The sequence below is a fragment of the Mesorhizobium sp. M2A.F.Ca.ET.043.05.1.1 genome (genome assembly GCF_003952445.1).
Taxonomy (GTDB): Bacteria; Pseudomonadota; Alphaproteobacteria; order Rhizobiales; family Rhizobiaceae; genus Mesorhizobium.
Genome location: NZ_CP034446.1, coordinates 5,290,279 through 5,303,219 on the forward strand (window position 1 = coordinate 5,290,279; position 12,941 = coordinate 5,303,219).

Genomic DNA, 12,941 nt, shown 5'->3' on the forward strand with positions numbered 1-12,941 from the left:
CCATGGCATTGGCGGCCGCGGGATATTCCGGCACGCCCCTTCCGGCCAAGCTCGGCCTGAAGGACGGCATGGTTGCCGCCTTCATCGCGCTGCCGCCGGAGCTCGATGATCTGGCCGAGGCAGTAAAGTTTGCCGAGGTCGATCGGCTGCCAAGGTGGTCGGCGATCTCGGGCAGCCGCAAATACGATGCCGTGCACGCCTTCACCGGGCAGCGGGCCGAGATCGAGGACGGCTTGGCCGGCATCGAGACGGCGATCAAGCGCGACGGCATGGTCTGGGTCTCCTGGCCGAAGAAGGCTTCGAAAGTGCCGACCGACGTCACCGAGGACGTGATCCGGTCGGAGGCGCTGAAGCGCGACCTGGTCGACGTCAAGGTCGCCGCCGTCAACGAAATCTGGTCCGGGCTGAAGCTCGTCATCCGAAAGGACCGCAGGTAATGGTCGAACTCACGCTTCCCAAGAATTCCAAGGTCCAGCAAGGCAAGACCTGGCCGAAGCCGGAGGGGGCCACCAATCTGCGCGAATACCGGATCTACCGCTGGTCGCCGGACGACGGCGGAAATCCGCGCATGGACACCTATTTCGTCGACATGGACGATTGCGGGCCGATGGTGCTGGACGCGCTTTTGTGGATCAAGAACAAGATCGACCCGACGCTGACGCTGCGCCGCTCCTGCCGCGAGGGTATTTGCGGCTCCTGCGCCATGAACATCGATGGCTCCAACACGCTCGCCTGCACCAAGGGCGCCGAGGACATTTCAGGCGCGGTGAAGGTCTATCCGCTGCCGCATATGCCGGTGATCAAGGACCTGGTGCCCGACCTCACCAATTTCTACGCCCAGCATGCCTCGATCGAGCCGTGGCTGAAGACGGTCTCGCCGACGCCGGCCAAGGAATGGCTGCAGAGCCATGAGGATCGCGAGAAGCTCGACGGGCTTTATGAATGCATCCTGTGCGCCTGCTGCTCGACCTCCTGCCCGAGCTACTGGTGGAACGGCGACCGCTATCTCGGTCCGGCGACGCTGCTGCAAGCCTATCGCTGGCTGATCGACAGCCGAGATGAGGCGACGGGCGAGCGGCTCGACAATCTCGAAGACCCGTTCCGGCTCTACCGCTGCCACACCATCATGAACTGCGCGCAGACCTGCCCGAAGGGGCTCAATCCCGCGAAGGCGATTGCGGAAATCAAGAAGATGATGGTGGAGAGAAGGGTTTAGTCGGGCGAATTCGCTCGCGGTGCTTTGAAGGCAGCGATCCTTCGCGCCCCCTCTGTCCTGCCGGACATCTCCCCCACGGGTGGGAGATTGGCTGTCATCGCGGCTTTTGCCAATCGCTGTCGTCGAAGAGTGAGCGCTGTTGACGAAGCTGCTGATCTCCCCCCTTGTGGGGGAGATGTCCGGCATGACAGAGGGGGGCGCTGTCCCGCCAGCGCTAGAAAGGATTGCAGCCAATGACCGATCTCCCCGTCCTTTCCGCCGTCGAAGCGCGCGTGCTGGGCTCGCTGATCGAGAAGAAGGAGCTGACGCCGGACGTCTATCCGCTGACGCTCAACGGCGCGCACGCCGCCGCCAACCAGAAGACGGCGCGCGAGTCTGTCATGGCGCTGGAGCTGACCGAGATCCGGCGGGCGCTGGGCACGCTCGAGCAGAAGGGCCTTGTGCGCCAGGCCTTTGCGTCGCGGGTCGAGCGCTACGAGCATCTGATGGCGCAGCGCTTTTCGCTGACCACGCCGCAGATCGCGGTGATCGGGCTTTTGCTGCTGCGCGGCGCGCAGACGGCGCATGAGCTGCTGGCGCGCTCCGAGCGGATGGCGCGTTTCGCCTCGATCGAGGAACTTCGCGACAATCTCGACCTGATGATCGGCCGCAGGCCGCCGCTGATCCAGCTGCTCGAACGCGCGCCCGGCCAGCGCGAGGAGCGCTACGTTCATTTGCTGAGCGGACCGGTGGAAGCGGCGGCGGTGGCGGCGCCGTGGCAGCCGGCGGCGTCGGCAGACTCCGACCTCGAGGCGCGGGTCAAGGCGCTGGAGGAGGAGGTCGCGGCGCTGCGCGCGAAGATCGAGACGCTGGTCGGGTAGCTCACGACATTACGTTAGCGTGAGGCCCCCCTCTCTGTCCTGCCGGACATCTCCCCCTCAAGGGGGGAGATCAGATGTCACGCCGGGTTTCGCCAATCTCCAACGCCGCAAGCTGAGCGCCAGCGGCGAAGCTGCCAATCTCCCCCTTGAGGGGGAGATGCCCGGCAGGGCAGAGAGGGGGGCGAAGGATCGCTACCCCCGCGAAACTGATCACCCCAACCGTGCATCCAGCGACACCTTGATCGCTCCCAGCGCCTTCGACACTGGGCACTCCGCCTTGGCCTTCTCGGCCAGTTCCTTGAACTTCGCCGCGTCGATGCCGGGCACCTTGCCGACCAGGGTGATGGCGCTGCCGGTTATGCCGGTGCCGGGCACCAGTGTCACCACCGCCTTGGCATCGAGCTCCGCGGCCGGCGTGCCGTTCTCGGCCAGGAAATGCGACAGCTGCATGGCGTAGCAGCCCGCATGCGCGGCGGCGATCAGCTCTTCCGGATTGGTGCCGGATTTGCCGCTCTCGTCCTGGAAGCGCGCCTTGAAGGAATAGGGCGTGCCCTTCAAGGTCCCGCTCTGCGTGTCGAGCGTGCCTTGGCCTTCCGTCAGATTGCCTTTCCAGACGGCGTTTGCGGTGCGGTCCATGGTGTCCTCCTGGTCTGTCGGGGTTGCGCCGGCGGCCGCCGGCGTTCTTCTGAACTATAGCGCGGGCGAGGCGGAAGGCCATCCTCCGGCGCGTTGAGATTCGGGTGAGGCCGCCTGACGGAATCTTGACGCGCTTTTCCGCCCGTGTGGTGGGCAGACTGAAAATCTCAAAAAAACTGCGCGCAAAAATGTCGACTTGCCATCGGCCCGACCGTCCTGCGGGCGGCCACTCGCGGCCGATGGAGATTTGAGATGGACAATCTGTTTGTTGCGATCTGGGGAAAGCCGGAGCGAAATGCCCGGTGAGCGGAGGAGTTCTGGCTGGATCCGCCGGCGCCCGGTTTCGGTCGACTGCTTGCGGCCATCGCTATTGTCGGCGTGGTGGCGTGCTTGCTCGACCACGTGGCCACGGCAAACAAGACTGACACCGCCGCCTTTGCCGCTTACAACGTGGCCATCAAAGGGAGCTCGAAATGAAATATGTCCTGCTGGTCTATGGCGAGGAGAAGGACCTCTACGCGCTCACCCCGGAACGGGCGGCCAGGCTCGATGCCGACTCGCTTGCCTATGACAGGGAACTCGACAGGCAAGGCAGGTTGGTCATCGCGCAGGCCCTGCAATCGGTGAAGACCTCGAAGTCCCTGAGGCGGCGCAAGGGCAAGGTACTGGTGACCGACGGGCCGTTCGCCGAGACCAAGGAGCAGCTGCTCGGCTTCGTCATGGTCGAGGCGGACGGCCTTGCCGAGGCGCTGAAGATAGCGGAGCGCATTCCGCTGGCCGAGCTCGGCACGGTCGAGGTCAGGGCGATCTACGACATACCGGCGTCATAGGCGCCGGTCAGGCCGGGCACGGCGCGTTGCGGCCGTCTCACGCAGGAAACATCTTCAGGGTTTCTTCACGGACGCAACCGTTGCGTGTTGAAGCAACGCCGCATCTCTCTTATCGTCGCCGCGATTTCGGGGGAATTCGGCATGCCTATTCTTATCGCGATACTTGGCCTGCTCGGAGCGGCCGCCATCTGGTGGTACCGGCTGAAATATATGAGCGACGCCGCGCGTGAGGTCGCCGACGTCGTCGGACGCGTCCAGGGCAACATACGGCGCAAGAAATTGCGCAAGCAGGCCGCGCTCTCGCCGCTGACGGCGATCGACGATCCGGTGGTGGCGGCCGCGACGCTGATCACCGCGATCGTTGCCGAGCAAGGGCCGGTGCTGCCGAAGCGCGAGGCCGTTATCCGGGATGTCATCGCGCAGATCGCGGAAAGCCCGAAGAAGACCGACGAGGCGGTCGTCTACGCAAAATGGGCTGCAGCGCAGGTCGACGACACGACGATCGTCATCGACAAGCTGGCGCCGTTCCTGCGTGGCCGCCTCGACCCGCATGAGCGAGACGACCTGCTCAGCATGCTGAACCGTGTCGCGCACGGCGGCGAGCAGAGCCTCAAGATACCCGACCAGCGGATGCTGAGGTTGCGGCAGAAGCTGGGTTTTGAGGTGAACTAAGCCGAAGCGGTAGGGCCGGATCGCCTGCCTTCGTGATTGGCTTAAACGCCTCTCGCTTCGTCATACTGCGGCGGAGCAAGGAGCGAAGCGACGCGCGCAGACCATAGAATCCATTCCGTTACCTGGAAGCGTTGCAACGGTGCAGAATTCTGCTCCGCTGCACCCCACGATCAAGGTCACGGAATGGATCCTCGGGTCTGCGCTCCGCTTCGCGTCGCTCCGCCCGTGGATGACGACTTGATAGGCGCTGCCACTATCCCTCCGGGCAAACCTTTAGATCGCCTCGCCCTTCAATAGCCTCGGCGTATCCCCAGACAGGCCCGAGGCCTGACGGATGAAGAAATCCTCCAGCCGGGGCATGCGCTCGACCAGCCCGAGACCGAGATCGCGGACGGCGCGCAGCGGGGCGATGTCGTTGGAAAACAGCCGGTTCAGCACGTCGGTGGTGACGCCCATCTGCAGCGTGTCGAAGCGGCGCCATTGCTGGTATCGCTCGAGCACGTCGAGGGCGCCGATGTCCTGGCCGAGCCGGTCGGCCTCGACGATGACTTCGGCGAGCGCGGCGACATCCTTGAAGCCGAGATTGAGGCCCTGGCCGGCGATCGGGTGGATGCCATGCGCGGCGTCGCCGGCGAGCGCGATGCGCGGCGCGACGAAGGCGCGGGCCAGCGTCAGGCCGAGCGGCCAGGCGCGCGGCTTGTCGACGACCCTTATTTCGCCGAGCTTCAGGCCGAAGCGCTGCTCCAGATCATGCTCGAAGACGAACTCGTCGCCCTCGACCAGAGCCTTGGCGTCTTGCGTGCGCTCCACCCAGACGATCGACGAGCGGTTGGTTCCGTCCTTGTCCGGCTTCAGCGGCAGTGTCGCGAAGGGGCCGGCTGGCAGGAAATGCTCCTCGGCGCGGCCGTTGTGCGGGCGCTCATGCGCCACCGTGCAGACGATGCCGGACTGGCCGTATTCCCATTTGACGGTCTTGATGCCGGCCAGGTCGCGCAGCCTGGAGTTGACGCCGTCGGCGGCAATCAGCAGCCGCGCCTTCATCGCCGCGCCGTCGCCCAGATGCACTGTGATGCCGGCGCCGTTGAGGTCGAAGGCGCTGACAGCGACGCCTTCGATGATATCGATGCCGAGTTTTTCGGCGCGGCGGCGCAGCGCGCCGTTCAAGTCACGGTTGGCGACCATGTGGGCGAAAGGCTCGCCCGGCGCCACCTCGCCGTCGAAAGTCAGGAACACCGGGCGCACCGGGTCGGCGGCGCGCGAATCGGTGATGATCATTTCGGTGATCGCCTGCGCCCCCGGCGCGATTTCGTCCCAGACACCGAGCTGCTCCAGCATGCGGCTGGCGGCGGCGGCGATGGCCGAGGCGCGGCCGTCCCGTTGCCAGACGCCTGCAGGCGCGGCGTCGACGACAGCGATGGCGAGGCCCGGCCGCGCCTGCTTCAGCGACACGGCCGCGGTGAGGCCGACATAGGCCGCGCCGGCGATGAGCACATCGACCGGCGCTTCGCGGTTCGCATCGGCCTTTGCTCCATCCGGCTTGCGGTCGACCATGGCATCATCCTTTCGCGGCTTCGTCGCGCCGCCGCTTGCGGCCTTGACTGGCCGCACATCCTGTCCGAAACCGGCCATGGCGCATCCCTTGAAGGATTTCAGACATGACGGCGGCCATGGACGAGCTTCTCGACATTCTCGACCTCGAGCAGCTTGAACACAATCTGTATCGTGGTCGCAGCCCGAAGGTCGACTGGCAGCGCGTTTTCGGCGGCCAGACCATCGCCCAGGCGCTGGTCGCCGCGCAGCGCACCGTGGAACCGGAGCGCCATGTGCATTCGCTGCACGGCTATTTCATGCGGCCCGGCGACACCAAGCTGCCGATCGTCTACGAGGTCGACCGCATCCGCGACGGCGGCTCCTTCACCACGCGCCGGGTCGTGGCGATCCAGCATGGCCAGGCGATCTTCTCGCTGGAGGCCTCGTTCCAGCAGGACGAGATTGGCCTTGAGCACCAGATGCCGATGCCGCGCGACGTGCCGGCGCCCGACACGCTGCTGTCCCAGCGCGAGCTGCTCGGCAAATTCGGCGAAGCGGTGCCGGAAGGCATCAGGCGCTACTGGGATCGCGACCGGCCGATCGAGATGAAGCCGGTGATGCTGAAGCACTATACGAGCCGCGAAAAGCTGGAGCCGCAGCAGAACATCTGGATCCGCACCACCGGCCCGGTGCCCGAAAACCGTGCGATACAGGCGGCCGTGCTCGCCTACCTCTCCGACATGACGTTGCTCGACACCTCGACCTTCGCGCATGGCCGCGCCATCTTCGACCGCGACATCCAGGCGGCCAGCCTCGACCATGCCATGTGGTTCCACCGCAGCCACTCGCTGGACGACTGGATCCTCTACAACCAGGACAGCCCGTCGACGCAAGGGTCGCGCGGCTTCACCCGCGGTTCGCTGTTCGCGCGGGATGGAACGCTCATCGCTTCGGTCGCCCAGGAGGGCCTGATCCGACTCAAGCGCTGAGCCGGCTTCCGGTTGATGCCTGCCAAGCAGGCATTTTTGAAATTTTGCCTATTTTTTGATCACGACACCCGATGCGGCTGCGCACAAATGATGTGCGCAGGCCGCTCTGCCCCTTTGTTTACAACAGGTTAACGCCCTGCTTCGGCAATTGGCACGGAGCTTGAATCCTGTCGGGCACTCTCCGGCTCTCCTCGGGATCGGTGTAGGTGTGCAAACGCGGGGGACCGCAACAGCAAAGGGTGAAACCTTATGAAAATCGTGATGGCAATCATCAAGCCGTTCAAGCTCGACGAGGTGCGCGAAGCGCTCACCGCCGTCGGCATCCAGGGCCTGACCGTCACCGAAGTCAAAGGCTACGGGCGTCAGAAGGGGCACACGGAAATCTATCGCGGCGCGGAGTACGCGGTCAGCTTCCTGCCCAAGATCAAGATCGAGGTCGCGGTCGGCGCCGACATGGTCGACAAGGCCGTCGAAGCCATCACTTCGGCCGCCAAGACCGGCCAGATCGGCGACGGCAAGATCTTCGTCTTCGGCATCGACCAGGCGGTGCGCATCCGTACCGGCGAAACAGACACCGACGCGCTCTGAGCGGCGACCATCCATTCCAACGGAGAGTTAAATGAATATTCCTTCCACCTTGAAGACGACGGGACGCGCGGCCGCTTCGCTCGCTCTCGTAGCGCTGAGCACTGCCGCCGCCTTCGCGCAGGAGGCCGCTCCGGCGGCGCCTGCGGCACCCGCCGCTCCGACCCCGGTTCTCGACACCGGCAATACCGCCTGGATGCTGACCTCGACGGCGCTGGTGCTGATGATGACCATTCCGGGCCTGGCGCTGTTCTACGGCGGCATGGTGCGCAAGAAGAACGTGCTCGCCACCATCATGCAGAGCTTCGCCATCACCTGCCTGGTGACGGTGCTGTGGTTCATGTTCGGCTATTCGCTCGCCTTCACCACCAACGAATCCGCCAGCCTGAACAGCTATGTCGGCGGCTTCTCGCGGTTCTTCCACCACGGCATCACCGTCTCGACGCTCTGGCTGCCGGGCGTGGCGAATATTCCCGAATTCGTCTTCTCGATGTTCCAGTTGACCTTCGCCATCATCACGCCGGCGCTGATCGCCGGCGCCTTCGCCGAGCGCATGAAATTCTCGGCGCTGCTGATTTTCATGGGCCTGTGGCTGGTCTTCGTCTACGCGCCGATCGCGCACTGGGTATGGGGCGGTGGCTTCCTCGGCTCGGCCGGCGTGCTCGACTTCGCCGGCGGCACCGTGGTCCACATCAACGCCGGTGTCGCGGGTCTGGTCTGCGCGCTGGTGCTGGGCAAGCGCGAGGGCTACGGCACCACCAACATGGCGCCGCATAATCTCGTCTATTCGGTGATCGGCGCCTCGCTGCTGTGGGTCGGCTGGTTCGGCTTCAACGCCGGTTCGGAACTGGCGGCCGATGGCCTCGCCGGCGCCGCGATGATGAACACGCAGGTTGCCACCGCCGCGGCGGCGCTGGCCTGGATGTTCGCCGAATGGATCGTCGCCAAGAAGCCTTCGGTTCTCGGCATCATCTCGGGCGCCGTCGCCGGCCTCGTGGCGGTGACGCCGGCTTCCGGCTTCGTCAACCCGACCGGCGCCTTCGTCGTCGGCATCCTCGCCGGCGTCATCTGCTACATCTCGGCGGTCAAGCTCAAGCACGCGTTCGGCTATGACGACTCGCTCGATGCCTTCGGCGTGCACGGCGTTGGCGGCATCGTCGGCGCGCTGCTCACCGGCGCGCTCGCCGATCCGACGATCAACGCGCTCGGCAAGGACGCCTCTGTCGGCAAGCAGCTCTACGGCATTGTCTTCACCATCCTGTGGACGGCGATCGCCACCTTCGTGATCCTCTACATCGTCAAGGCGCTGGTCGGCCTGCGTCCGTCGACCCAGGAAGAGGTCGAAGGTCTCGACGTCACCCAGCACGGCGAGGTGGTGCCGTAAGGCTGCCTTTGCCCTTTACATGGGCGCAATTCCGGAGGGTTTCACACTTTTCCTGGAATTGCCCCGAGGGCCGGCGGATCCTCCTCCCGCCGGCCCGGAATTCCTCCCAAGATCCCGTCGTGATGTCTCGAAAGGGGCTCACGCCTTGAGGCCCGGAACACCCTTCCGGGCCTCCTTTTTTGCCCAAAGCCCGAAGCCGACTTCAAGCCGGCCTGGGCGGCGACGCCCAAGGACAAGCAAGACAAGATGATGAAGGAGTGCCAGGACGCGGCGATGAGCAAGCCTCACGCCGAATTCTGCGCCAATCTGATGGCGTATGGCGGCGCCAACAAGCGACACTCGAGGTCAGGTCCGAAAAGGCCTGATCGTTTCGGCGTTTCAAGCAAAAAGGTGGCGGGCTTCGCGGCTCGCCACCGTCGTTTCCGCGCCATCTCCGGTAAAGGTCCATGGTTAATGCGGCCTTAACCTTCCCCCGATAGTCTGGCGTTCGAATCTGCCGGAATGCGCCATGCGCCCGGCCAGGCAACGATCACGGGGAAGAGCATGCGTTCAGGCGCCTCAGCACCGCTCGCGCTGACCGATACGGGGCACGGCATCCAGGCATTCGCGCGGCGTCAGGTCGGGCGGCTGGCCGGCGCCGGGCTGTTCCTGTTCACCGCCTTCGGCATCGCGGCTTTGGCCACGTGGAACGTCGCCGACCCGAGCTTCTCGCACGCCACCAGCAACGTCGTCACCAACGCCATGGGTTATGCCGGTGCGGTGTTCTCCGACCTTGCCATGCAGTTCTTCGGCCTTGCCGCCGTCGCCGGGCTGGTGCCGGCGGTTGTCTGGGGCTTCCTGCTTTTCACCGCGCGCGGCGTCGACAAATTGCCGAAGCGCGGCTTCGCCTGGTTCGGCTTCGCGCTCCTGGCCGCGGCCATCGCCGGCTGCGTGACGCCGCCCAACACCTGGCCGCTGCCGACCGGACTCGGCGGCGTCTTCGGCGACATGGTGCTGAAGATTCCCGGCATCGCGGTCGGCGGTTACCCGAAAGGGCTTTTCGCGACGATCATCGCGGTCGTCCTCGCCGCGCCGATGTTGTGGCTGTTTGCCTATGGCTCGGCGCTGATCGCGCGCAAGAACGGCTTCGCCGTCATGGAGCGCGCTGCCGCGCCCGATCCGCGCGAGCAGGACGAGATGCTGTTCGACGAGGATGAGGACGAGGGCGATGAGGGTATCCTTGCGCTCGGCGCCGTCACGCATTGGTGGCTGTCGTTCCGCGCCTTCCTGCACCGCCGCGCCGCGCGTCGTAGGCAAGAGCGCGACGAGTTCGAACCGCCGATGCAGTCCAAGTCCAGCGCCTGGCGGCGCGCCGCCGAGCGCGTCGAGTCGGCCGAATTCGCGGAAAGCCGGGTGAGCCCGGGCGGGCGCGCCCGTGTCGAACCGGAATTTTTCGCCGCCATGGTCAATGACCGCAGCGTTTCGGTCGATCCGGCCGACCAGGATATTTTCGACGACGAGCAGGGCGAAGACGTCGATCTCGACGACTTCGACGACGAGGCGCCTGCCCAGCGCCGTGGCGCGCACGCCAAGGTGCAGAATTTCCGCTCCGATGCCGCGACCCGTGTCGCGGCGCCGGCGGCGCGGCCGGTGCCGGGCGCCCGTGTGCAGCGCGAGGCGCAGACCTCGCTGATCGGCTCCGACACGTTCGAGATGCCGTCGCTGCATTTCCTCTCGGAGCCGAAGAACGTCGCCAAGGATCCAAGCCTGTCGAAGGACGCGCTGGAGCAGAACGCGCGGCTGCTCGAAGGCGTGCTGGAGGATTTCGGCGTCAAGGGCGAGATCATCCATGTCCGCCCCGGTCCGGTCGTCACGCTCTACGAGCTGGAGCCGGCGCCCGGCATCAAGTCGTCGCGCGTCATCGGCCTGTCCGATGACATCGCCCGCTCGATGAGCGCGATCGCATGCCGCGTCGCCGTGGTGCCTGGCCGCAACGCCATCGGCATCGAGCTGCCCAACGCCAAGCGCGAGACGGTCTATCTCAGAGAGATCATGGCCAGCCGCGACTTCGAGACGACCAAGGCGAAGCTGGCGCTGGCGCTCGGCAAGACCATCAACGGCGAGGCGGTCATCGTCGACATCGCCAAGATGCCGCACGTGCTGGTCGCCGGCACCACCGGCTCCGGCAAGTCGGTCGCCATCAACACCATGATCCTGTCGCTGCTCTACCGGATGACGCCGCAGGAATGCCGGCTGATCATGATCGACCCGAAGATGCTCGAGCTCTCCGTCTATGACGGCATCCCGCATCTGCTGACGCCGGTCGTCACCGATCCGAAGAAGGCGGTCGTGGCGCTGAAATGGACCGTGCGCGAGATGGAGGACCGCTACCGCAAGATGTCCAAGGTCGGCGTGCGCAACATCGACGGCTTCAACGCACGCGTGCAACAGGCGGAGAAGAAGGGCGAAAAAATCTCGCGCACGGTGCAGACGGGCTTCGACCGCCAGACCGGCGAGGCGATCTACGAGACCGAGAACCTCGATCTCGAGCCGATGCCCTATATCGTGGTGATCATCGACGAGATGGCCGACCTGATGATGGTGGCCGGCAAGGATATCGAAGGCGCGGTGCAGCGCCTGGCGCAGATGGCGCGCGCCGCCGGCATCCATGTCATCATGGCGACGCAACGTCCCTCGGTCGACGTCATCACCGGCACCATCAAGGCCAATTTCCCGACCCGCATCTCCTTCCAGGTGACGTCCAAGATCGACAGCCGCACCATCCTGGGCGAGCAGGGCGCCGAGCAGCTGCTCGGCATGGGCGACATGCTCTACATGGCCGGCGGCGGGCGCATCCAGCGCGTCCACGGTCCGTTCGTCTCGGACGACGAGGTCGAGCGGATCGTCGCGCATCTCAAGCTGCAGGGCGTGCCGGAATATCTCGACGCCATCACCGAGGACGACGAGGAAGAGGACGAGGACGGTCCGTCCGGCAAGGGCGGTTCCGGCGGCGGTGGCGGCGGCAATTTCGAGGATTCCGACGATCCTTACGACCAGGCGGTGGCGGTGGTGCTGCGCGACGGCAAGGCTTCGACCAGCTACATCCAGCGGCGGCTCGGCATCGGCTACAACCGCGCCGCCTCGATCATCGAGAAGATGGAGAAGGAAGGCATTGTCGGCCCGGCCAACCATGCCGGCAAACGCGAGATTTTGGTGCCGACGGAGGACGACAAGTTCTAGCTAGCGCTTGTCGATATTCAGGCGCGGCCGGCCTGACCTGAATCTCGACAAGTCCTGGCCCGACCAGACGAGGGTCGGCAGGCAACCGGAAATCGTCTGGCGCGTTTGTGCGAAGTTGTCGCGCACCCGCCAAACTTAGGCCCTAGTGGGAGTCCACATACTGCCACGACACGAATCACAGGAAGTGACCGGCATGAACACCCAGACCGAATTCGCCATCACCCGCCGCCAGCTCCTTGGCCTCGGCTTGATGCTTGGCGGAGCTGCCGCTCTCAACCTTGTGCCCGGATACCAGCTCGTGGCGGCCGCGCAGGCGGCGGTGCCGCCGGCGGCGCAGAAGATCGCCGATCATTTCTCCTCGGTGAAGTCGATGAGCGGCGAGTTCGTGCAGTTCGGCCCGAAGGGCGAGCAGACCGGCGGCAAGTTCTTCCTCGAACGTCCGGGCAAGATCCGCTTCAACTATGACGGCTCGTCGAACTTCCGCGTCATCTCCGACGGCAAGTCGGTGGTGATCCTGAACAAGAAGCTCAACACCTCCGACCTCTACCCGCTGTCGAAGACGCCGCTGAAATTGCTGCTCGACGACCGCATCGACCTCTCCGGCGGGCGCGTCAAGGCCGTCAAGGAAGAGGACGACCTCACCACGATCAAGCTTTCCGACAAGTCGGTCTTCGGCAATGCGATGATCACCATGATGTTCGACCCGAAGACCTATGATCTGCGCCAGTGGACGATCACCGACGCGCAAGGCAAGGACACCACGGTGATGATCTTCAACACCAAGGAAGGCGTCAGCTTCCCGGCCGACACGTTCGCGATCGACTATACGGCGAACCGCGAGCTGAACACGAAGACGCGCTGACTTCCAATTCAGCGCGCCGGTCCAAGGCCTTCGTCATCCTAGGGCGAAGCGACGCGAAGCGGAGCGCAGACCCTGGGATCCATGCCGTTGCGCTTGCCAAAGAACGATGCGGTGCAGAAGAACATTATCCTGTGCCGGTTCGGTGCCGAGGTCTGCAC

At 65.0% G+C, this 12,941-nt stretch carries 12 protein-coding genes; 10 read left to right on the top strand and 2 right to left on the bottom strand.

Features of this window, described 5'->3' with window-relative positions; translation table 11 throughout:
• Window positions 1–2 precede the first annotated feature (2 nt).
• The 3 genes from EJ069_RS25635 to EJ069_RS25645 all read left to right on the top strand — a co-directional run bounded on the left by EJ069_RS25635 (window position 3) and on the right by EJ069_RS25645 (window position 2,076).
• Window positions 3–437: a DUF3052 family protein gene (locus EJ069_RS25635; RefSeq protein ID WP_126063681.1), complete on the top strand. Its 435-nt coding sequence runs from the start codon at window positions 3–5 to the stop codon at window positions 435–437.
• A complete protein-coding gene (locus EJ069_RS25640) occupies window positions 437–1,216 on the top strand; it encodes a succinate dehydrogenase iron-sulfur subunit (protein ID WP_126063682.1) in 780 nt (259 codons plus the stop codon). The genes EJ069_RS25635 and EJ069_RS25640 overlap by 1 nt, the downstream gene beginning before the upstream one ends.
• A 233-nt stretch (window positions 1,217–1,449) precedes the next feature.
• Window positions 1,450–2,076 carry a DUF480 domain-containing protein gene (locus EJ069_RS25645; RefSeq protein ID WP_126063683.1) on the top strand — a complete coding sequence of 209 codons (627 nt, stop codon included), beginning with the start codon at window positions 1,450–1,452 and terminating at the stop codon, window positions 2,074–2,076.
• Between the two features lie 210 nt (window positions 2,077–2,286).
• Here EJ069_RS25645 and EJ069_RS25655 read toward each other — a convergent pair whose 3' ends face one another.
• Window positions 2,287–2,712 (bottom strand): OsmC family protein, encoded by a 426-nt coding sequence (locus EJ069_RS25655; protein WP_042645515.1) that lies wholly within the window; start codon window positions 2,710–2,712, stop codon window positions 2,287–2,289.
• Between the two features lie 473 nt (window positions 2,713–3,185).
• Here EJ069_RS25655 and EJ069_RS25665 point away from each other — a divergent pair, with 473 nt between their 5' ends.
• Both EJ069_RS25665 and EJ069_RS25670 read left to right on the top strand, forming a co-directional pair.
• Window positions 3,186–3,542 (top strand): YciI family protein, encoded by a 357-nt coding sequence (locus EJ069_RS25665; protein WP_126063684.1) that lies wholly within the window; start codon window positions 3,186–3,188, stop codon window positions 3,540–3,542.
• Between the two features lie 141 nt (window positions 3,543–3,683).
• Window positions 3,684–4,214, top strand: a complete 531-nt coding sequence (locus EJ069_RS25670) for a hypothetical protein (protein WP_126063685.1) — start codon at window positions 3,684–3,686, stop codon at window positions 4,212–4,214.
• 273 nt (window positions 4,215–4,487) lie between these two features.
• Here EJ069_RS25670 and EJ069_RS25675 read toward each other — a convergent pair whose 3' ends face one another.
• Window positions 4,488–5,765 carry a ubiquinone biosynthesis hydroxylase gene (locus tag EJ069_RS25675; protein ID WP_126064874.1) on the bottom strand — a complete coding sequence of 426 codons (1,278 nt, stop codon included), beginning with the start codon at window positions 5,763–5,765 and terminating at the stop codon, window positions 4,488–4,490.
• Between the two features lie 104 nt (window positions 5,766–5,869).
• Between EJ069_RS25675 and tesB the strand changes: the two genes are divergently transcribed.
• The 5 genes from tesB to EJ069_RS25700 all read left to right on the top strand — a co-directional run bounded on the left by tesB (window position 5,870) and on the right by EJ069_RS25700 (window position 12,783).
• Complete coding sequence (gene tesB, locus EJ069_RS25680; protein WP_042645540.1) at window positions 5,870–6,733, top strand: acyl-CoA thioesterase II; 864 nt, start codon at window positions 5,870–5,872, stop codon at window positions 6,731–6,733.
• Between the two features lie 249 nt (window positions 6,734–6,982).
• Entirely contained in the window at window positions 6,983–7,321 is a 339-nt protein-coding gene (locus tag EJ069_RS25685) for a P-II family nitrogen regulator (protein ID WP_027169082.1), read from the top strand.
• A gap of 49 nt (window positions 7,322–7,370) precedes the next feature.
• Entirely contained in the window at window positions 7,371–8,702 is a 1,332-nt protein-coding gene (locus EJ069_RS25690; protein WP_189341664.1) for an ammonium transporter, read from the top strand.
• 543 nt (window positions 8,703–9,245) lie between these two features.
• The gene (locus tag EJ069_RS25695) at window positions 9,246–11,921 is read left to right on the top strand and encodes a DNA translocase FtsK (protein ID WP_126063687.1); all 2,676 of its coding nucleotides are present in this window, start codon (window positions 9,246–9,248) and stop codon (window positions 11,919–11,921) included.
• Between the two features lie 193 nt (window positions 11,922–12,114).
• A complete protein-coding gene (locus EJ069_RS25700; protein WP_042645542.1) occupies window positions 12,115–12,783 on the top strand; it encodes an outer membrane lipoprotein carrier protein LolA in 669 nt (222 codons plus the stop codon).
• Window positions 12,784–12,941 lie beyond the last annotated feature (158 nt).

Coding starts and splice junctions, on each gene's coding strand:
- EJ069_RS25665 (WP_126063684.1), top strand. CDS start 3,186: ATGAAATATGTCCTGCTGGTCTATGGCGAGGAGAAGGACCTCTACGCG.
- EJ069_RS25640 (WP_126063682.1), top strand. CDS start 437: ATGGTCGAACTCACGCTTCCCAAGAATTCCAAGGTCCAGCAAGGCAAG.
- tesB (WP_042645540.1), top strand. CDS start 5,870: ATGACGGCGGCCATGGACGAGCTTCTCGACATTCTCGACCTCGAGCAG.
- EJ069_RS25675 (WP_126064874.1), bottom strand. CDS start 5,765: ATGGTCGACCGCAAGCCGGATGGAGCAAAGGCCGATGCGAACCGCGAA.
- EJ069_RS25685 (WP_027169082.1), top strand. CDS start 6,983: ATGAAAATCGTGATGGCAATCATCAAGCCGTTCAAGCTCGACGAGGTG.
- EJ069_RS25700 (WP_042645542.1), top strand. CDS start 12,115: ATGAACACCCAGACCGAATTCGCCATCACCCGCCGCCAGCTCCTTGGC.
- EJ069_RS25670 (WP_126063685.1), top strand. CDS start 3,684: ATGCCTATTCTTATCGCGATACTTGGCCTGCTCGGAGCGGCCGCCATC.
- EJ069_RS25645 (WP_126063683.1), top strand. CDS start 1,450: ATGACCGATCTCCCCGTCCTTTCCGCCGTCGAAGCGCGCGTGCTGGGC.
- EJ069_RS25695 (WP_126063687.1), top strand. CDS start 9,246: ATGCGTTCAGGCGCCTCAGCACCGCTCGCGCTGACCGATACGGGGCAC.
- EJ069_RS25655 (WP_042645515.1), bottom strand. CDS start 2,712: ATGGACCGCACCGCAAACGCCGTCTGGAAAGGCAATCTGACGGAAGGC.
- EJ069_RS25635 (WP_126063681.1), top strand. CDS start 3: ATGGCATTGGCGGCCGCGGGATATTCCGGCACGCCCCTTCCGGCCAAG.